Source organism: Methylobacterium sp. 001424705, from assembly GCF_059816145.1.
The window spans coordinates 1-18,425 of the sequence record NZ_JCBANU010000017.1; the positions used below are offsets into that span (position 1 = coordinate 1).

The 18,425-nt window shown below is 65.9% G+C and carries 16 protein-coding genes and 1 pseudogene; 7 read left to right on the forward strand and 10 right to left on the reverse strand.

The features are described from left to right. Positions 1-472: 472 nt before the first annotated feature. Positions 473-940 carry a Ros/MucR family transcriptional regulator gene (locus tag AC6EUL_RS13765; RefSeq protein ID WP_499870715.1) on the reverse strand — a complete coding sequence of 156 codons (468 nt, stop codon included), beginning with the start codon at positions 938-940 and terminating at the stop codon, positions 473-475. A 272-nt stretch (positions 941-1,212) separates the two neighbouring features. Further along, positions 1,213-1,482, reverse strand: a complete 270-nt coding sequence (locus AC6EUL_RS13770; protein WP_056216254.1) for a hypothetical protein — start codon at positions 1,480-1,482, stop codon at positions 1,213-1,215. A 240-nt stretch (positions 1,483-1,722) separates the two neighbouring features. Between AC6EUL_RS13770 and AC6EUL_RS13775 the strand changes: the two genes are divergently transcribed. Continuing rightward, on the forward strand, positions 1,723-1,977 hold the full coding sequence (locus tag AC6EUL_RS13775; protein ID WP_056277584.1) for a hypothetical protein: 255 nt from the start codon (positions 1,723-1,725) through the stop codon (positions 1,975-1,977). A 200-nt stretch (positions 1,978-2,177) separates the two neighbouring features. On the opposite strand, the gene AC6EUL_RS13780 is transcribed toward AC6EUL_RS13775, so the two are convergent. The 4 genes from AC6EUL_RS13780 to AC6EUL_RS13795 all read right to left on the reverse strand — a co-directional run bounded on the left by AC6EUL_RS13780 (position 2,178) and on the right by AC6EUL_RS13795 (position 4,344). Further along, the gene (locus AC6EUL_RS13780; RefSeq protein WP_056216251.1) at positions 2,178-2,420 is read right to left on the reverse strand and encodes a hypothetical protein; all 243 of its coding nucleotides are present in this window, start codon (positions 2,418-2,420) and stop codon (positions 2,178-2,180) included. A 75-nt stretch (positions 2,421-2,495) separates the two neighbouring features. Further along, a complete protein-coding gene (locus tag AC6EUL_RS13785) occupies positions 2,496-3,398 on the reverse strand; it encodes an extracellular catalytic domain type 1 short-chain-length polyhydroxyalkanoate depolymerase (RefSeq protein WP_056216249.1) in 903 nt (300 codons plus the stop codon). A 46-nt stretch (positions 3,399-3,444) separates the two neighbouring features. Beyond that, positions 3,445-3,795, reverse strand: a complete 351-nt coding sequence (locus AC6EUL_RS13790; protein WP_499870718.1) for a hypothetical protein — start codon at positions 3,793-3,795, stop codon at positions 3,445-3,447. 363 nt (positions 3,796-4,158) lie between these two features. Next, entirely contained in the window at positions 4,159-4,344 is a 186-nt protein-coding gene (locus tag AC6EUL_RS13795) for a hypothetical protein (protein ID WP_056216245.1), read from the reverse strand. Between the two features lie 563 nt (positions 4,345-4,907). Here AC6EUL_RS13795 and AC6EUL_RS13800 point away from each other — a divergent pair. Beyond that, the gene (locus AC6EUL_RS13800; protein WP_056216243.1) at positions 4,908-6,086 is read left to right on the forward strand and encodes a zinc-dependent alcohol dehydrogenase; all 1,179 of its coding nucleotides are present in this window, start codon (positions 4,908-4,910) and stop codon (positions 6,084-6,086) included. 78 nt (positions 6,087-6,164) lie between these two features. After that, the gene (locus AC6EUL_RS13805) at positions 6,165-6,635 is read left to right on the forward strand and encodes a cupin domain-containing protein (protein WP_056277575.1); all 471 of its coding nucleotides are present in this window, start codon (positions 6,165-6,167) and stop codon (positions 6,633-6,635) included. A gap of 487 nt (positions 6,636-7,122) precedes the next feature. On the opposite strand, the gene AC6EUL_RS13810 is transcribed toward AC6EUL_RS13805, so the two are convergent. Both AC6EUL_RS13810 and AC6EUL_RS13815 read right to left on the reverse strand, forming a co-directional pair. Next, positions 7,123-7,398: a hypothetical protein gene (locus AC6EUL_RS13810; protein WP_499870721.1), complete on the reverse strand. Its 276-nt coding sequence runs from the start codon at positions 7,396-7,398 to the stop codon at positions 7,123-7,125. A gap of 522 nt (positions 7,399-7,920) precedes the next feature. Continuing rightward, on the reverse strand, positions 7,921-8,187 hold the full coding sequence (locus AC6EUL_RS13815) for a hypothetical protein (protein ID WP_499870723.1): 267 nt from the start codon (positions 8,185-8,187) through the stop codon (positions 7,921-7,923). Between the two features lie 711 nt (positions 8,188-8,898). On the opposite strand from AC6EUL_RS13815, the gene AC6EUL_RS13820 reads away from it, so the two are divergent. Then, the gene (locus AC6EUL_RS13820) at positions 8,899-9,870 is read left to right on the forward strand and encodes a Crp/Fnr family transcriptional regulator (protein ID WP_499870725.1); all 972 of its coding nucleotides are present in this window, start codon (positions 8,899-8,901) and stop codon (positions 9,868-9,870) included. Continuing rightward, on the forward strand, positions 9,851-10,033 hold the full coding sequence (locus AC6EUL_RS13825) for a DUF6894 family protein (protein WP_499870727.1): 183 nt from the start codon (positions 9,851-9,853) through the stop codon (positions 10,031-10,033). The genes AC6EUL_RS13820 and AC6EUL_RS13825 overlap by 20 nt, the downstream gene beginning before the upstream one ends. Positions 10,034-10,529: 496 nt before the next feature. On the opposite strand, the gene AC6EUL_RS13830 is transcribed toward AC6EUL_RS13825, so the two are convergent. Then, positions 10,530-15,968: a beta strand repeat-containing protein gene (locus AC6EUL_RS13830; RefSeq protein WP_499870729.1), complete on the reverse strand. Its 5,439-nt coding sequence runs from the start codon at positions 15,966-15,968 to the stop codon at positions 10,530-10,532. Positions 15,969-16,717: 749 nt separating this feature from the next. Between AC6EUL_RS13830 and AC6EUL_RS13835 the strand changes: the two genes are divergently transcribed. Together AC6EUL_RS13835 and AC6EUL_RS13840 are read left to right on the forward strand one after the other, a co-directional pair. Then, positions 16,718-17,443, forward strand: a complete 726-nt coding sequence (locus AC6EUL_RS13835) for a Crp/Fnr family transcriptional regulator (protein ID WP_499870731.1) — start codon at positions 16,718-16,720, stop codon at positions 17,441-17,443. 158 nt (positions 17,444-17,601) lie between these two features. Further along, on the forward strand, positions 17,602-17,841 hold the full coding sequence (locus AC6EUL_RS13840) for a DUF6894 family protein (RefSeq protein WP_082487324.1): 240 nt from the start codon (positions 17,602-17,604) through the stop codon (positions 17,839-17,841). Between the two features lie 174 nt (positions 17,842-18,015). Here the strand turns inward: AC6EUL_RS13840 and AC6EUL_RS13845 are convergent. After that, positions 18,016-18,296 (reverse strand): annotated as a pseudogene (locus AC6EUL_RS13845) (transposase); the annotation flags it as partial. Positions 18,297-18,425 lie beyond the last annotated feature (129 nt).

Here is an 18,425-nt window from a genome sequence, read left to right on the forward strand (position 1 = left end):
CACGCATGGGCCAGGATCCTCCAAAGGTTGAGGCATCCTGAACGCGCATCGGCAACAAACCGTTAAGGTTGCACCGCCGCTCCACAAAACACCGGCCTTGAAGCCCCGATCATCCGGATGGTGGTCCATGACGCAGCCTTGCCGCCCGATCTGTTCACGGGCTGGCGGGGAGGATCGTCCATCTCACGGGCGAGCCGGTACGCAACGTGGCTCGCCGTCAGGATGCCGGCCTTCGGTTACCCGAAGGCTCACGGCCAATCCTCGTCCCGCGTGTCGATGTGGGACCGCCAATCGGGGATGCGCGTCCGTCCCGCGCGGCGGTTGCCGTGGCGGCCGAACCCTGCGCCGTTCCCTGAGCGTAGAACGTCGCAGAGCGTCTGATTCCGCCATCGCCGGCCCGTCTCGGCTGTCGCCGACCGTCGTGAAGCGACCGGCGACCGCGCTGGCGGGCCGCCCTGCAGGCGATTCAGGGCTACGCGGCCTTGCCACGCCCCTTGGCCGTTGGCTGTGGCGCCTCGCTGCGATCGCCGACCCGGCCGAGGCCGATCGACTTTGCCAGGGCCGAACGCTGGGCGGCATAGTCCGGCGCGACCATCGGGTAGTCCGCCGGCAGGCCGTAGCGCTGACGGTAGCTGTGCGGATCGAGGCCATGGCCGGTCAGGTGACGCTTGAGCGTCTTGTACGTCTTGCCGTCGAGGAAGCTGACGATACCGGCCGGCGTCACCGATTTGCGGATCTGTGCGGGCGTCGCCTTCTCGGGGGTCTCCTCCGGAACGGGCTCGGCCACCCCGGTGGTGAGCCGCGCGAGCGCCGCATGGACACTCCGAATCAGCCCCGCCAGCTCGGATGTCGGAAGCGAATTGTTCGCGACATAGGCGGAGACGATGTCACCGGCGAGGTCGACAAGATCGGAGTTCTGGTTGTCTGCGCTGTCCGTCATGCTACCATCTGGTTGTAATAAACTCAGATAAAGGCATGATAGATCTAGGACTGATATTCAAGAGGGATGTGGTCTGCTTGCCCCGTTCGTACACACGCTATGACCTATAGCCTTTCCGAACGCGCTCAAGCTGTGCCATTAGGATCGAGGTACGAAAGGCCTTGGATCAAATATCCGAGACGCGATTCTGCGATGGTCGCGATCGGCCGATCCTTGAAACAAAAACGGCGGGGCTTTCGCCTCGCCGCTGGTCGCATCACAGAGGTGGAGGCTCAGCGAGCCGGGCCGCCCGAGGTCTGACCGTACTGCTGGACGGGGAAGCTCGGCTGGTTGGCGTTGCCCTCCTGGGCCGAGTCGTGGCCACGCACGGTGCGGATCGATCCGGTCGTGATCGCGTCGTAGCTGCGGCCCTCGAGTCCACCGGGCGCCGTCACGGTGGGGATGCCGGCGGGAGCGGTGTAACTCTGGGCCAGGGCGGGCGAAGCCATCGCGCCGACGCTCAGGACGACAGCAGCAACGGCAGAAGCAAGACGCATGTTCATGGCACAATCCACTTGGGTTTGCGCGGTCTCCGTCAAATGGCGGCGGGCCGTGACTTGTTCGGTGACCTTGATTTAGGCCTGCCTCGTCTGGAATGTCGTGCCGTTTGGCACTCAGGTATCGGACCCACCCTTCGGCCTCGGGAGTACGCCGTCATGATCCGCCCACGAACGACCGTGCCGTCCTCCGCCGCACCGCACAGTCCGGCGGCGCCGCCTGCGCCCCCATGGCAGGAGGCCATCGTGCCGATCGCGAAGGCCTTGCTGGATCTCGTCGCAGCGGTCGAGAGCGGCCCGACGGCCGGACCCGCGGTGAAGGCCTTCCAGGCCGCGATCCGGCGGAAGGGCGAGGACGCCTCGGCAGCCGGCGGCCCCGAAGCCATGGAGGCCGCGCTGCGCTGCGTCGCCGATGCCGCTCGGGACCGTGCCGCGCGACGCGAGCACATCATCGACGAGGCCTGGGCGGGCTTGACCGGCTGGCGGCCCGACGGTCGCTAGCGCGGAGGCCCGCAGTCGCCGTCGGAGAATCGCCACGGGCGGTCGTCCGGGTCGCCTCCACGGCGGCCATAGCCTGCTCCGTCGCCGTACGGCCGTCCCTCGTCGAACCGGCGAGATCCGCATGCCGGGACGCTCGGCGCCGACTCCCTCGTGGGCCGGACAGGCCACCGGCACCGGCCGGCGTCATCCGGCGTGAACCGTCAGAACGACTGAAGCCCGGCGGAGGGGTCGCGGGTTCTCTCGATCGCGGCCTGGATGAGATCCCGAAGCAGGTCGGGCGCGAGTTCCGGATCGTCCTGCGGGATGTCGGCCGCTTCCGAGGCCGACGTCAGACGCTTCAGGACGAGCCCGACGCGTTCTTCGACATGCCCGTTGAAGAAGGGATCGCTCCGGACGTGCTCGCTGATCCAGTCGCGAACGAAATTCGATGGGTTCTCAGCCATGATATGCCTTTGCTGGGCCGAGGGCGGCCCATGAGAGATCGAGGCCGGGCTCGGCGGAGCGCGCACGGCCTCCGCTCAGACCGTCGACATTGCGTGGGATTGGAAGAACCGGAGCATCTCACGGCTGGCATCCGGGCCGGCCGGGTCCGTGTAGGAGCCCGCAGGGTTGCCACCCGCCCAGGCGTGACCGCCTCCGTGGAGGACCCATTGTTCCGAGGTCCAGGGGCCGTCGGGCGCCGTCAGGATCGTCCGTGTGTAGGCCATGCCGCCCTCCGATCGCCCCGTGATGGTGCTGGTCTTGAACGGGACGTCCGGCCGAGCCTGCGCCATGGCCTGATCGCCGTTGACGGGCGACACGGTCCTGTCGTTGTCCCCATGGAAGACGATGGTCGGCACTTCATGCGCAAGACGGTGCAGCGCAGGCAGGGCTCCCCGGCGCATCGTCGAGAATGCGGTCGCCATCGACCCCGCCGATCCGCCTGCCAGACCGGAATGAATACCGACCGCCGCGTAAAGGTCCGGATAGGCGAGAGCCATCACGGCCGCCGCGGCACCCCCCGAAGAGAGACCCGCGACGTAGACCCGTCCGGGGTCGACGCTGAATTCGCTCATGATCTGATGGGTCAGTCCCGCCAGAATGGAGGGCTCACCCCGGTCGCGCTGCTGGTCGCCGTCCCTGAACCAGTTCCAGCTCTTGGCCATGTTGGCGGATCTGGGCTGATCCGGATAGGCGACGAGGAAGCCGTGTTCCTCGGCGAGATGGTCCATCCGTGTTCCAATGGCGAAGTCGCGCGACGTCTGCGAGCAGCCATGCAGCATCACCACGAGGGGAAGGGCCGCTTCGCCATAGCTCGATGGCACGAACAGGTCATAGGCCCGGCTGCCGGCCTCGTTGCCGAACCGCCGCTGCAGCGCCTGCGGCCAGTCGATGGCCCGCTCACGGGTCATCGTTGGGGCCGTGCCGAGATATCCGGTCATGAGACTGCTTTCGCCGGCCAGGCCGCGTGAGGTGGTTCCGGTTCGACTACGGCAGGGCGCCGATCATGCCCTTGGCCTCGCTCATGGTGTTCTCGCAGGCGCGTTGCTGGCCCTGGCGATCCTCGCCGGATGCGCGCGCGATCAGGATGCGGGCTTCAGCGATGTGAGAGGCTGTCGAGAGGGTCTCGGGATCGGTCGGTGCATCGAGACGAACGGCACTGATGCCGCGCGGCGAACCCGTGCGAAGGGTGTGACCTTCCTGGAGGCCCGTGATCTGGATGGCTCCGGCACTGTCGAGCCGACGCTCGATCGTGCCGATCTGCTCCCCGCATGAAGAAGCGAGCGCCGGAAGCGGTGCGAGGACAACGAAGGAAGCGAGGAGGGCGATCACGCGCATCGGGAGGACCTTTCGGGGTCGGCGCAGCATCGTGGGCGTCGCTCGGCGAGCGAACCGTCGATGCCGTCCCTCACCCGTCGATGCGAGGGTAGCGCCCCATCAACGAGCCACAACAACGTATGTTGCGGCGCAACAAGAAACGCAGGTCAGATGCGCGTTTGCCCGTGTGACGTCGAGGGAACGGCCGGAATCCGCCCTGAGCAGGTCCCGGCCCCCTGCCTGGCAACGAAAGACCTTTTTCGACCTTCGCCATGACGCGCACGGGACTGGCCGACGGCGCGCCGTCTCCCGATCGATGTCGCGCCCTCCGAAGGGCCATCTCGCCCGTCGGTTCTGCGGCTCCTCTGGACCCGGAGGACCAAATCAGCCTTCCCTCTCGGCTTTCTCCTTGGCCAGCCGCAACGCCTTGAGGCGTACCGTTTTGTCCTCGGTGGCCTGCTGGGTCGCGTCGTAGTCAGCGCGGGCCTCGCCCCCGGCGCGCGCCTTTTCCAGGTGCTTTGCAACCTTCGTTTCGCGACGATCCCGGGCGCCGCTGTCGTCGCTCGTCATGATACTCTGCCTTCCAGCTGGTTCTCGATCGGGACGGGGCTACCGGTGACTGAACCCCGCCGGGCACGCGACCCGGCATGCCTGGCTGCGCTTGCCCTTCGGGACGAGGCGTTCGCCGGCATCGGGGCAGATCACCGCCGCAAGATAGACCCTGAAACCACGACGGCCCCCCAGTCGCCGAACTGGAGGGCCGTGAAAATCGCGTGGCTGTGAGGCAAGGTCACGGCCTTCGACAAGGCATACCGCGCCCTCGGGTGTCAAGGGAGAACACCGAGCCTCCCGTCGGGACATCGCGCCTGGACCCGATGGCGGCCCGCAAGGGACCGAGGCGGCCGCGCGAACGCTCGCGCAGCTGGAAGAGGCGTCGCGTCAGGTCCGGCAGAGGCACGGGGTCACGCCCCTTGAGCGTCCCCGAGGCCCGGATCCTGGCCGAAACGCCCCCACGGGCCTGAAGCGGGCACATCCGGCCGGGCGATGAAGCAAACGAGATCCGGCCGGATCATTCGGGAGATTCGGAGGTTGGCTGAGTGAGACCCTTTTCAAAATCTGCGGAGAAACCCCCGATGAAAGCCCTTACATGGCAGAGCAGGGGTAAAATCTCCTGCGAGACCGTCCCCGATCCCAAGATCGAGCATGGCCGCGACGTCATCATCAAGGTGACCGCCTGCGCGATCTGCGGCTCCGACCTCCACCTCATGGGCGGCTTCATGCCCACGATGGAGTGTGGCGACGTCCTCGGCCACGAGACCATGGGCGAGGTCATCGAGGTCGGACGCGACAACCAGAAGCTCAAGGTCGGCGACCGCATCGTGGTGCCCTTCACCATCTGCTGCGGCGAGTGCCGGCAGTGCAAATGGGGCAACTGGAGCTGCTGCGAGCGCACCAACCCGAACGGCAAGCTGCAAGCGGAAACCTACGGCTATCCGCTCGCCGGCCTGTTCGGGTTCTCGCACATCACGGGGGGCTTCGCCGGTGGGCAGGCCGAGTACCTGCGGGTGCCCTACGCCGATGTCGGCCCCATCGTGGTGCCGGAGGGGCTCACCGACGAGCAGGTGCTGTTCCTCAGCGACATCTTCCCGACGGCCTACCAGGCCGCCGAGCACTGCGACATCGGCCCGGAAGACACGGTGGCGATCTGGGGCTGCGGCCCGGTCGGCGTGCTCGCGGTCAAGTGCTGCCTGATGCTGGGCGCCAAGCGCGTCATTGCCATCGACAGCGTCCCCGAGCGCCTGGCTCTCGCGCGGCAGGCCGGTGCCGAGACCATCGATCTGGCCACCGAGAACATCCAGGACACGCTCATGGAGATGACCCACGGCCTGGGTCCCGACTCGGTCATCGAGGCGGTCGGCATGGAGTCCCACGGCGCCGACACGACGCTGCAGAAGGTCTCCTCCGCCATCATGGAGCACACCGTCAGCCTGGAGCGCCCCTTCGCGCTGAACCAGGCGATCCTGGCCTGCCGTCCCGGCGGCAACGTCTCGATGCCGGGCGTCTTCGCCGGTCCGGTCGGTCCCGTCGCCCTGGGCGTCCTGATGAACAAGGGGCTGACCCTGAAGACAGGCCAGACCCACATGGTGCGCTACATGAAACCGCTGATGGAGCGCATCCAGAACGGTGACATCGATCCGTCCTTCATCATCAGCCATCGCTCCAGCAACCTGGAGGACGGCCCGGCCCTGTACGAGATGTTCCGGGACAAGAAGGACAACTGCACCAAGGTCGTGTTCAAGCCGCACGGTTGAGCAGCCATCGACGGGGCCGGAGCGCCGACGCCATGCGTGCCGGTCCCGAACCAATAAGAACAAGCGGAAGGAAACCGAATGCCGAACTCCACCTTCGATGAGCGCAACATCACGTGGCGGACGTTGGATTGGCTCCCGCACATCGCGTTTTTCGTCTACAAAGTCGACGAGGAGAACCGCATCGTCGACGTCGTGTTCAAGTTCGCGGCGAACCAGCGGGTGATGCTCCATCGGCACAAGTGCCCCTACGTCACCCTGGTGATGCAGGGCGAGCTTCGGTTCTACGGTGAGACTGGCGAGCCGAAAGAAGTTCGCCCCACCGGCAGCTTCGTCTCCGGCGCGGCGAACGGCGAACCGCACATGGAAGGCGGCGGCGATCAGGACGCCATCGTGTTCTTCAGTAACCGCAACATCGAGGACGCGCTCTACGAGTTCCTCGATGAGAGCGGAAACCCGGTCCAGGTCCTTGGTATCGCGGACTTCAAGGCTCAGCTCGAAGACCAGATTGCGACGGGAACGTTCGCGAAGGTCGCGGCCCGAGCGGCGTAGACGTCTCCCCCGTGAAGGGTCCGGCGCTGCGGTCGAGGGGCCAGCGGACAGGCTGCCCATATGGATGGCGTGGCCTGTCCTGCAGCGGGCCGAGAAATCATGCGGGCGAGCGGCTGGCCCGAGGTGTCGGCCTTGCGCGCCTCGGTGCCAACCAGGGTGCGCCTGGTGTTTGGCCGAGCGGGGCTATCGGCTGAGAACGTCGAAGCGTGGGGCCGCGGCGTTCGCGAGGCGGGTCCACCGCATCCCCATCGGAGGGGCCGATCCGGGAATCCCGTAGCGCCTGCGCGCTCGGAAGGCCGGTGCGGTAACGGATCTGTTCAGCGATGCGGCCGACCTGCTTCGGGCCCCAGGCGATGCGGCGGTGGATTGCGGCGGAGGGACCGACACGCCGCGGAGGCCTTCGCTGTGCGGATGGCACATTCCGACGGTCGGCAACGGACGGGGCAGACCTTTATGGACAAGGCCTTTATCGACCAGGCCATCATCGTCATGGCATGGGCGGGGCTGCCGCAATGGAGCCGGTGACCGCAGGCCGCCAGGTACCTTTCACGAGGGGGATCGGCGCCGGCACGCCAGGAAGACACGCGCGCCGGATGCGAAGCTCGAACAGCTTCGCGGTCAGCTCGAAGAATTCCTTCTCTTCCTGCACCACATCGCAGGAAACCTCGATCGCATCCAAGATATCGCGGATAAGCTGGGAAATTTCTCCTTCGCTTTTTTCAATTTGGCGATCCAAGTCCCAGGCCCGATCTGCGTTGTTCATGCTGATCTCCCATGCCTCGCCAATCGATCAACGTCGAGCCAAATCACCCCACTGTTCGCGTGAGCGTTTCACAGTTTTTGGACGGAAGGAACTGCAATTTTTGCAGATCAGCAAAGTGGGTGAACAGCGGCTGACACTGAAACATAGATAAATTTTGAGGCGCAGAGATGATCTGCCGTGGATAGTGCCTCAAGATGCAGCCGACGAGCACTTGCTCAACTCGGTGATGTATCGTTCGCGACATACACCTGACACGTAAGCGGCGCGGCTTTCGCCCCGCCATTGACCGTCCGAGATCCTGCAAGGGGCCGCTCGAGCCGACAGGCCAATCGGGAAAGAGGACCCGCTCCGGTCAAGAGCCGGCGCGGATCACCGAAGGCAGATCGGTGGGTTCGGGCCGTTACAGGCCCAGGAAGGCGTTGGCCGAGCCGACGATGGTGAAGACGAGCCCACCCGCGAAGACGGCGATCATGGCGTAGGAGAAGCCTCTCAGCAGCATGCCGGTGTCCCCCCTTCCCGCGATCAGCAGCGGTTCCCGCCCGAGGTCTGGCCGTATTGCTGGGTGGGGAAGTTCTGCTGGTTGGCGTTGCCCTCGGCGGCCGAGCTCATCGGACAACGATCGGGATTGCGCAGCGGCGCGAGGCGGCGGCCGTCCAGAGATCCGGTGGTCTCAACGTCGTAGGGCGTGAACGTGGTGTAACGAGAGGGGTTGTCGTAAGCCATCGCGGACGAAATCGAGGCAACGCCAAGGACAAGGGCGGTGGCGAGGGCAGAGATACGGATCTTCATTGAGGCTGACGCGCTCCTTTGTAGTACGAGCCAAGTCACCGGCTCGTTTCTATTTGTCTGAAAGGAATGTGGGGAGCCCTCGTCATTCTCGACGTGCCAGGGGACACGTGATGCGCCGGATGAAAGACGGATGAGGGACATCTGGTCTCGGCTCTTGTGGTACGGACCGCGAAAAGGATTGCCTAAAGCCCTGCTTTCGAACAAGGTAGACCAGCGCCGGTGTTCGGGCCGATCGTGGTTCAGGTGGCAGGGCTGGCGGAAGTCCGCGAGGTTTCCAGGCCCTTGGTTCGCCGTGTCGTGATCGCGATGCCCGGTGGCCAGGACCCCGCGCGTGGTTCGGACGGTATCCGACGCGCATGTGGGATCGCGATCCCGGTCCGTCTCATCCGCCATGAGACTGCAGTTCTATTTTCCCGACAGAAACGAGGCGTCTCGACGTTGCTCGAACCACGCCTCGCGAGGATGCCGGGAAAACGACCGGATCCGAGACACGTCAATAAATAAGACCAACGCCTGACTCGGACGGCTTGCAAACGCTCGCTGGCTGCAGACGGAGCGTCAGGACCTAGCATTCCCGAAATCGACCGGCATGCTGTGCGACGATCACATTGCAATGATGTCGGGGATTGTGTTCTAAGCTACGGCGCAACCTTTCCGGTCGAGGCTGCTTAGGTCGACATACTGAGCGCGGGGCATGGCCCAGGAGGGCACATGCTCAATCCGTTCATCCAGAAGCTCGGACGCCGCTTTGCACTCTCCGAGTCTGACGAGCAGGCCCTCAGGAGCGCGAGTGCACACCTTCGTGGGGTTCACGCCCGCACCACCCTCATCTCGGAGGGGGACGTGCCGGATCACGTCCATCTCATCCAGAGTGGGTTTGCCTGCCGCTACAAGGTTCTTCCCGGCGGCGGACGGTCGATCGTCGCCTTTCTGATCCCCGGAGACTTCTGCGACCTGAACGTCTCGATCCTCGGCGCGATGGACCACTGCATCGGAACGATCAGTTCCTGCGACGTGGTGCGGATCCCTCGCTCGGTCGTGAACGATCTCACCGCACGTCACCCGGCCTTGAACCGCGCCCTGCAGTGGGCTGGCCTGGTCGACGAGGCGATCCTCCGGGAGTGGCTGGTTTGCATGGGTCGGCGTTCGGCCGACCGGCAAGTCGCGCATCTGTTCTGTGAGCTCCTGATCCGTCTGCAGACGGTCGGGCTCGCCACGGACAACAGCTACCCGTTCCCTCTCACCCAGCTCGACCTCGGTGATGCCATGGGGCTCTCGAACGTGCACATCAACCGTGTGCTGCAGGAGTTGCGGGGCCTGGGGCTGGTCATCATCAAGGAGCGGCGGGTCACCCTACCGAACGTTGCCGCCATCCAGGGCTATGCGGGCTTCAATCCGAACTACCTTCACCTGCACCCGAAGCCCCCCCCCCGCACCCGGCGTTGTAGGGCGTCAGCGGCATCCTCAGGGACAAGACGTCACACCCATTTGTTAAATCTTTGGTCGGGCGCGTGGCCTATGCTGCACCGTATCGCGGCCACGTTGTCCCGGCCTTCCGCGCCTGTGAGACCCCGTGTGCTCCCGCCTGCTGCGCGTGGAGAACGCCGTGCCTCGCTACTTCTTCGATATTCACGACGGCAAGACGACGCGCGACGACGAGGGCATGGACCTTCGCGGCCCTGAGGAGGCAGCTCAGTATGCCAAATCGGTCCTGCCGGGGATCGTCGCACACGAGGTCCCCAAGGATGGCGAACACCAGGCCTTCTCGGTGCTCGTGACGGACGAGGACGGGCATCCGATCTACTCGGCCGCCATGACCTACACGGGCACCTGGCTGATCCGATGAACAGGGTCTCGCACGCCGAGTGAAACGCCGTGCCACGCCGCAGCGGTGTACGACGCCCACGGCGATCCGGTGCTGAAGGAGCCCGTTTTCGCCTCCAGGCGACGCGGAACAAGGCATGAGCCCTTGCCGAGGTCGGCCGCCGACCTGGGGGACAGCCTGCGGCGCGTTCATCCGATCGGATCGCTCCATCCCTCGCGATCTGCGCCGAGGGACAGTCGCGGCCGCGCATCCTGTCGCAGAAACATCAGTCGATCATCCAGCCTCCCCGACAGAGAAATTTGAAACAAACAATACCGGCATCGTATCGCGTTCGTCATGCATGACCTTGCACGCGAAACGCCGCCCGTCCGCCTGTGTTGGTGGAGTGAAGTGCTGCGGTCTCGCGCATCGGGTGCTGAGACGAAGCATTGATTGAACCACACAGCAAACGCCGGCGTCGATTTGATCTTTCGTTTGGCAGAGTCTGCATTTCTTCTAGCCCGCGCTGGCAATCGCTTTAGAACTCTCCGGCCAACCCCGCGCGGACGCCCTGCTGATTGGCCTGGCTGTAGCTGTAGCCGGCCGTCAGCGCGATCGGGATCGTGGTATCCAGCCGATGCGCCAGCCCGACCCCTCCGGCCCACTCGCCCCGGAACGTGGCGCCGTTGAGCGTCCAGCTTGTCTTGCCGGGCTGCGACGGCATGGAGGCCGAGGTCATCGCCATGGCGGCAGCGATGCCTTGGCGCGCTTCGCGCCGCGTTGCCGTGGCGTACTGGCCGATGCCGTTGATCTGCGCCCCCAGGGTCTCAACTTGGTTCGCCAAGCCTGCGATATGGCCAGGTCCATAGTCGGAGGTCGCCAGGTTGCCGGCGGCATCGGCGGTCACGAACGCGGTGGCGCCCGTCTGGACCGCCCTGCTCTGCGAAGAGCCGACTCCGGCCAAGGTGTAGCTGCTGCGCTGCGAGCCGATGGCGATCTGATTGGCCCGAGCCGTGGCGACACCCGCTCCGATCGCGATGGCATTGTCCTGCTTCGCCACGGCCCCCCGTCCCAGGGCGATCGCGTCGGAACCTTGCGCGCTCGCATTCATCCCGACGGCCGTGGCGCCCGCGCCAGCGGCATTTGCCGAGCGGCCAAGGGCCGTGCTGTTCTCCGCCGTCGCGCTGGCGAAGGCACCGAAGGCCGAGGCTTCGTTCCCGCTGGCCAGCGTGTTGTAGCCGACGGCCGTGGTCGGGTCCGCGATCGCCCGTGCCCCGTAGCCGATGGCCGTCGATCCATCCCAGGTCGCCTGAGCCGCCGTGCCGATGGCGGTGGTCGCGGCAGCCATCGCCTGGCTGCCTTGTCCGAAGGCTGCGCTGTCGGCGCCGCTGGCGAGGCTGCTCGCACCGACGGCCGTCGTCCGGTCCCCTGCCGCCGCGCTGTCATGGCCGATGCTGGTCGTGCCTTCGCCCCGTGAGGTGGTCATGGAGCCCACGGCAACGCTCGCGACCCCCACGGCCATGGCCCCGTAACCGCTGGCATAGGCATCGGCGCCGGAGGCGACCGGCTTGACCGCGCCACGGGTGTTGTTCGACCGGACCGGGAAGTCCTGAAGCTTGGCTTCGACGGCCTGCGCCGTCGTGTTGAGCTGGCCAAGGTTGACCGCATCACCCGCGGCCTTGCCGTCGGCGACGCCGCTGACCTGCCGCGGCCCCTCCGTGCCGGACACGCTGACGACGGTTCCACCGGCCTGTGCCGCGACGGTGACGGCTCCCCCCGAGCCCGTCGGCGACAGGCTCACCGAACCGCCGGAGGTGCTGGATTGGAGAGAGGCCATCTGCTGTGTCACCGCCCCGATGTCCGTTGCGTGGCGGGCCAAAGCCGTATCGACGGCGCTGAGGGCGCTGCCGACATCGGTGTAGGTGCTGCCGCGAATGCTGTAGCTCGGCCGGGTCCAGCCACCGACGGCATCGAAGCGCGCCCCGCCCCCCAGCATGCCGGCAAGCTGGGTGTTCGTGGCAAAGAGCTGCCCGCCGTTGATCGCATCGGTGGAACCGCTGCCGAGGCCGCCCCCGGCGACATTGACGATGCGCCGCTCGGCGCCGACGCGTCCGATCGAGAGCGTGTCCGCCTGATCCGCAAGCGCGCCGTTGCCCAGCGCAACGGCGCGCGCTGCCGTGACCGTCGCCCCCTGGCCGAGCGCCAGGGCATCACGGGCCGTCACGGACGGCGCCGCGAGGCCGGAGGGATTGCTCGTGGCCAGCGGCAGATCGCCGATGCGGGTGCCGACCCCCGTCACCGCCGCATCCAGCTGGGCGAGCGTGACGGCATCGTTGCCGGCGGTTCCCGCGGCGAGCCCCCTCAGCGTCCGGGTGCCCTGCGAACCCGTGAGATCGACGACTTTGCCGCCCGTCCGTGCGGCCACCGTGATGCCGCCGCTGGCCCCGTGCTGTTGCACGAGACCGATCGCGCCATCGTCCAGGCTGCCGCGCAGGGCGGTCAGCGACGTCGAGAGCGCGCTCACCTGCTGGTTCGTGCTGTAGAGCTGGCCGCCATTGACCGCGTCGGTCGACCCCGAGGCGAGCGTGCCGCCGGCCAGGTTCACGATGCGGCGCTCGGCTCCGGGAGCACCGACCGAGACCGTATCCGCCTGCGTCGCGACCGAGCCGCTGCCGAGCGCCACCGAGCGCGCCGCGCCCGCCGCGGCACCGTAGCCCAGGGCAACCGCATCGCCCCCGGTCGCCGCGGCGATCGGCAGACCGGACTGGCCGTTGATGGCGACGCCTGAGGAACTTCCCGTGCTCACGTTCGTCAGGGCCGCGCTGAGCTGGCCGACATTGACGGCATCGTTGGCGCTCAGGCCGGCGGCCACACCGGTGACGCGCCGATCGCCCGCACGCCCCGACAGGCTGATCTGGGTCCCGTTCGTGGTCGCACCGACGCTGAGATCACGGCTCGCCGGATCCTGCTGAACGAGTCCGAGGGTGCCGTCGGCGAGGCCGGTCTGCAGGCCGGAGAGCCCCGCCGACACGCCCGTCAGATGGGTCGTGTTCGCGGTCACCTGCCCCTGGAGGTTCGTGACCGTGATGGCATTGGCCGAGCCGGCGCGCTGGAGGGCCGCGATCCCGGTGCTGTTTCCCTCCGTTCGGGCATCGAGGGCGCCGATGGCGCCCGAGACGGTGCCATAGCCGAGCCCGGCCACGGTGAAGGTCGGACCCGTGAAGGTTCCGGTGGCCGGATCGAAGGCCGCGCCCCCACCCAGAGCTTGACCGACGCCCGTCAGGCCTCCCTGCACGCCCGTGAGCCGTCCGGTGGTCGCCGCCAGGGCTTCGTTCGTGGCATGGAGCTGCCGTCCGGTGACGGCGTCGCTCGAGGCGGCCGTCAACGCCCCATCGCTGACGTTGACGATGCGGCGGGTCGCTCCGGCCGCGCCGACGGACAGGGTATCGGCGCCATCGGCGATCGAGCCGGCGCCGAGGGCGATGCTGCGCGCGCCCGTGGCCTGTGCGCCGTAGCCGACACCGACCGCGTCACGGCCCGTCGCCAGCGGCAGGGCGCCACCCGAGAGATTGTCGCTCGCGAGCGCCGACGCTCCACCCCCACCGAGGCCGGACACGATGGTATTGAGCTGAGCCAGATTGACGGCGTCATTGGCGCCCGTTGCAGCGGCCACGCCGGTCACACGGCGATCGGCCCCCCGCCCCCCGACGCTGACGAGGCTCCCACCGGTATCGCCGGCAACCGTCACGGTTCCTGCGGCACCATTTTGCTGGACGAGGCCGACGCTGCCGTTGGCCAGCCCGATCTGCAGGTTGGCGAGACTGTTCGCGGTGCCGGCAAGGCCGTTCGCGTTCGTCGTGGTTTGGCCCTGTAGCGTGCTCAGGCTCGCGGTGGTGTTGGCGATCTCGCTCGTCTGGGCACTCACTTGGCCCTGGAGACTGGCGAGGCCGACGGCGTTGCCCGCAACCGCCTGGTTCGTGGCATGGAGTTGCCCACCGTTGATGGCGTCCGTCGAGTTGGTCGCGACCGTGCCGGCCGCCATGCCCGAGACCTGACGGGGCCCCGCGGTCCCGGCCACGCTGATCCGGCCCCCATCGGTGCCACTGCCGACCGAGAGGTCGCGGGTGATCGCGTTCTGCTGCACGAGACCGATCGTTCCGCTCTGGACGCCGGCGCGCAGGCTGGTGAGGTCGCCGGTCGTGCTCGCAAGGGACGTCGCCGTCGTGCCCAGCTGCCCCTGCAGGGTCCCCAGCGAGGCATTGAGGGTGGTGGTCGTACTCGTGAGCTGGCCCTGCACGCTGGTGATGGCCGCGGTGTTGCCCGCAAGGGCCTGGTTCGTGGCGTTGAGCTGCGCGCCGTTCACCGCATCGGTCGAGCCCGCACTCACGGATCCCGACGCGACACCGCTGAGCTGGCGCGCGCCGAGGGTTCCGGCGATGCTCACGCGCGTGCCATCCGTCGCGGCGCCCAGGGTCAGGGTGCGGCTGGTCGGATCCTGGCTGAGGAGCCCGAGGGAACTGCTGCCGACGACGGTCTGCAGGCTGGCGAGGCCAGCGCTGTTCGATGCCAGTTGCTGGTTCGTGGCGTAGAGTTGCGCCCCGTTGACGGCGTCCGTCGAACCACCGGCGACGAGACCGGGCGCCAAGCCATGGATCCCGACGGCGCCGAGCATGCCGCCCTTGCTGAGATCGATCGAGGCGGTCGCCGCACCGCCGCTTCCCGGGACGTACTGGACCGAAAGGGTGTCGAGCGCCCCGAGAGCACCGCCGATTGACGCGTACGCGGTCCCGCCGATGCTGTAGCTCGGAGCCTGATAGCCCCCCGTGACGGCATCGAAGCCGGCGCCGCCGCCCAGGGACGACGCGAGGGCCTGGCCGGACGTGCGCAGCTGCGTGAGAGTGACGGCATCGTTGCCATTGATCCCGGCACTCACGCCCGTCACCCGACGGTCTCCGCTCACCCCCGAGAGGCTCAGCAGCGTCCCGTCGGTCCCCTTGCCGATCGTCACCGTGCGCGTGACGGCATCCTGCTGGACATAGCTGGGCAGGCCCGTGACCTGGTTCTGCAGGCTCTGCAGACCGGCAGCCGTGCTGGTGATCGCCGCGGTGTTGCCGGCCACCCGAAGGTCGAGCGCGCCGAGGGCCTCGCCGACGTTGTTGAAGGAACTGCCCTGGACGGTGAAGCTCGGCGCCGTGAAGAGCCCGGTGGTGGCGTCGAACTTGGCGCCCCCTCCGAGTCCGCTGGCGAGATTGCCGCCGACACTGGAGAGCTGCCGCAGATTGACGGCGTCGGTGGGCTTCGTCCCGCCGGCGACGTTGATGATCTGCCGCTCGGCGCCGGCATCGCCGATCGAGACGGCGCCGCTGGTGGAGGCGACCGTGGTCCCGCTGAAGCTTTCGACGGTTCCGCCGAGTCCGGGTCGGTTGGCGACGGATCCGCTGCCGAGGGCGACCGCACCTGCCGCGCCGACGGTCGTTCGCGCCCCCAGGGCGAGGGCGGCGACCGCCGTGCTGTGCGCGTCGGTGCCGAGGGCAATGCCATCATCGGCGCTGACGCTCCCGCGCAGACCGATCGCGAGGGCTTGGTTCGCCGTGACGGTGGCGCTCGAGCCCAGCGCGATCGCGTTGGTCTTGCCTGCGGCCGTGACGGAGCCGCTCCCCAGTGCGACCGATGTGACGTCGCCCGCGCTCGCCGCGCTCCCGGTCAGGCTGCCGAGACCGGTGATGCGGCCGCCACCGATCGCCAGGCCCTTGCTGGAATCAAGTGTCAGACTGGATGCGCTGAGATTGCAGCCCGCGGGACTGTTGGCGCTGATGAGATTGCCGTTGGCGTCGAGGACACCGACGCGCAGGGTCACATCCGACAGGGGTGCGATGACCCCTTGATTGATGTTGTCGACCAGGCCGGTCAGCGTCGTGCCCACCGCACCGAGCAGCCCCCCCGACGCGATCGGCGTGGGGGACGTGAGATGTGGCAATCGAACGCCGAGTCCGGCGCAGACATCGACCAGGGACGTCGACTGCGCCTGCGCAGATGTGGCGCACAGCAGAGCGATCAAGCTTGTCGATGAGAGGACCGACCCTCGCCATGAGCCGAGAAGTGCAGTCCGAAAGGCACGTTTCGGGCTCGCACAGCCTGAACGATTTGAACTGATCCACATCATCGCCTGAACCATCGACCGTGATATGATCAATGTTAATAATTCAAGTGGTTAATGGAGTTATAATGCGAGGCGGGGGTCTAAACTATTCGTTCCGGCGTCGAAGGGACTGGTAAGTTTGCAACAGGCAGTCGGTTGTCCTTAGCAAATTTTCATCAGAACGATGTGCGCTGCCTACTAGAAGAGCGCGTTTCAAGCATGGCCATTGATTGATTTGCGCGCCCAGATTGACCGATTTGTATATTTCAGAAACATCCAAAGAGAGCTATGAAATCAGCCAATGACTCCTGGCTATGGAAACTAAATAAACGATGGCAAATATTCGTCTTGATATAGCCAAGCTGTGATCGTATTTCAGATTAAATTCGGATATTTTGTTTTCAGCTGCCATCGAGTTCCGGGAAGTTAAGTCTAACGGATACTATAACTGAAATATATATCCTAATATCAAAAAAACGTGATCATGACAATTTGTAATAGTACGGCGTGATTGAGCGTTGTGTTGCTGTTTTCCAATAAAATGTATTTATGCATCCGACCCCGCCGGGACCTTCGCTTCCAGTCGCATGTCCAACCCTCTCGTCCAGAAGCTCGAACACCGCTTTGACCTCTCCGGGGCCGACAGGGCCTGCCTCGAGGGGCTGAAAGCCCACCTCGTCCCGGTCCGCGCGCGCAGCGCCATCATCCGACAGGGCGATGCGCCGGATCATGTTCATCTGATCCACAGTGGGTTTGCGTGCCGCTACAAAGCCCTGCCGGATGGCAGTCGGTTGATCTTGAGCTTCCTGATTCCGGGAGACATTTGCGATTTTAACGCGCATTTTTTGGGGTCTATGGATTATTCGGTTCGCACCCTGAGCGACTGTGAAATCATAAAGATCCCGCTCAAAGAATTGAGCGACCTTACCGCGCGCAGCCCGACCCTGGATTATGGCTTTCGCTGGATCAGTCTCATCGACGAGAGCATCCTGCGAGAGTGGCTTATGCTGGCGAAGCGTCGCTCAGCGGAAAAACAGGTCGCACATTTGTTTTGTGAATTCCTCGCGCGCCTCGAAGCCGTTGGTCTCACAGAGGGCGATCGGTATGGCCTTCCTTTGACCCAAGCCGATATTGGTGACGCAACCGGTCTTTCGACCGTCCATGTCAATCGCATGCTGCAGCGACTGAGGGTCGAAAAACTCGTCGAGTTCAAGAATAAGCATGTCACGATCCTGAATTCGAAAGCACTGAGAGATTTTTCAGAGTTTGACGAGCACTATCTTCACCTTCGACCAAAATTAGCACTCACGTAAATTCGTGCAGGCACATCGAAGCGCGTCCATTGATTGGACGATGCCTGTTCCGGAGGTTTTCTCCGGTTCTTCCAGGGGGATGGAAAATCTTGCACCCGTCCCTGGCGTAGGCCCCGACGAGACCTATGTGCTCCTACCGGATACATCCGGAGGTCGCAGTGCCCCGCTACTTCTTTGACACGCATGATCGTGTGATGACGCGCGATGAAGACGGGACGGAGCTTGCTGGTCCTGACGAAGCAGCCCAGGAGGCGAAGAAGTTACTGCCTCTCATCGCAGCCGGTGCGGTGCCGGCAGATGGAGAACGTCAAGCCTTCACGGTGATGGTGACGGATGAGGAAGGTCGTCCGATCTACTCGGCCGCCTTATCGTATGTCGGAACGTGGCTTGTTCGGTGAGGGATCGCAGCCTGCAGGGCCGAGAAGCGCACCGCAGCGAGCGGTCGCGAGGCGGGTGCCGAACCGAAAGCCAAGGAGCGCAGCACGGCCGCCGAGGAGCCCGTCCGCGTAGGGGGTTGGCGCTTCAGGATTGAGGTCGGGATCCGGGATGCCGGTCGGCCAGGCTGAGCAGGTCGCCTTCGCCAATGGGAGGAGGTTGCGGGCGCTGGAAATCATGGCCCATTCGCCCCGAACCTGGGCGAACCCGCGCAGCAGGAACTGCCGGACGCTTCTGGTTTGCTGGATTGGTCCGAAAACCGGCTCGACGACCTGCCTTCTCGGGCGGTCGCGGCTCCGGCGGCCAGCGCGCTTCAGGCGTGCGGCCATGGCGCGGACAGGTTCGACCCGTTGGCAAAGCCGGCATCGCCCGAGACCTCACGCGGCTTCCGACCGAGATGAGCGCGGACCGCATCGACGGCGATCCCGCCGTCGTGGTCCTGAAAGCGTACGGGCCTCGGCGATCGCCGTCGAGCAGGAGCGCCACCATCGTGCCGGGATGGTCGGGCGGGTCGCCGCGCTCCTCGGTATGGGTGTCGCGGATGGTC

What these genes read in the sequence shown, in the direction of transcription:
- AC6EUL_RS13765 (WP_499870715.1), bottom strand. Translation starts at nt 940, where the DNA reads ATGACGGACAGCGCAGACAACCAGAACTCCGATCTTGTCGACCTCGCC.
- AC6EUL_RS13770 (WP_056216254.1), bottom strand. Translation starts at nt 1,482, where the DNA reads ATGAACATGCGTCTTGCTTCTGCCGTTGCTGCTGTCGTCCTGAGCGTC.
- AC6EUL_RS13780 (WP_056216251.1), bottom strand. Translation starts at nt 2,420, where the DNA reads ATGGCTGAGAACCCATCGAATTTCGTTCGCGACTGGATCAGCGAGCAC.
- AC6EUL_RS13785 (WP_056216249.1), bottom strand. Translation starts at nt 3,398, where the DNA reads ATGACCGGATATCTCGGCACGGCCCCAACGATGACCCGTGAGCGGGCC.
- AC6EUL_RS13790 (WP_499870718.1), bottom strand. Translation starts at nt 3,795, where the DNA reads ATGCGCGTGATCGCCCTCCTCGCTTCCTTCGTTGTCCTCGCACCGCTT.
- AC6EUL_RS13795 (WP_056216245.1), bottom strand. Translation starts at nt 4,344, where the DNA reads ATGACGAGCGACGACAGCGGCGCCCGGGATCGTCGCGAAACGAAGGTT.
- AC6EUL_RS13800 (WP_056216243.1), top strand. Translation starts at nt 4,908, where the DNA reads ATGAAAGCCCTTACATGGCAGAGCAGGGGTAAAATCTCCTGCGAGACC.
- AC6EUL_RS13805 (WP_056277575.1), top strand. Translation starts at nt 6,165, where the DNA reads ATGCCGAACTCCACCTTCGATGAGCGCAACATCACGTGGCGGACGTTG.
- AC6EUL_RS13810 (WP_499870721.1), bottom strand. Translation starts at nt 7,398, where the DNA reads ATGAACAACGCAGATCGGGCCTGGGACTTGGATCGCCAAATTGAAAAA.
- AC6EUL_RS13815 (WP_499870723.1), bottom strand. Translation starts at nt 8,187, where the DNA reads ATGAAGATCCGTATCTCTGCCCTCGCCACCGCCCTTGTCCTTGGCGTT.
- AC6EUL_RS13820 (WP_499870725.1), top strand. Translation starts at nt 8,899, where the DNA reads ATGCTCAATCCGTTCATCCAGAAGCTCGGACGCCGCTTTGCACTCTCC.
- AC6EUL_RS13825 (WP_499870727.1), top strand. Translation starts at nt 9,851, where the DNA reads ATGGACCTTCGCGGCCCTGAGGAGGCAGCTCAGTATGCCAAATCGGTC.
- AC6EUL_RS13835 (WP_499870731.1), top strand. Translation starts at nt 16,718, where the DNA reads ATGTCCAACCCTCTCGTCCAGAAGCTCGAACACCGCTTTGACCTCTCC.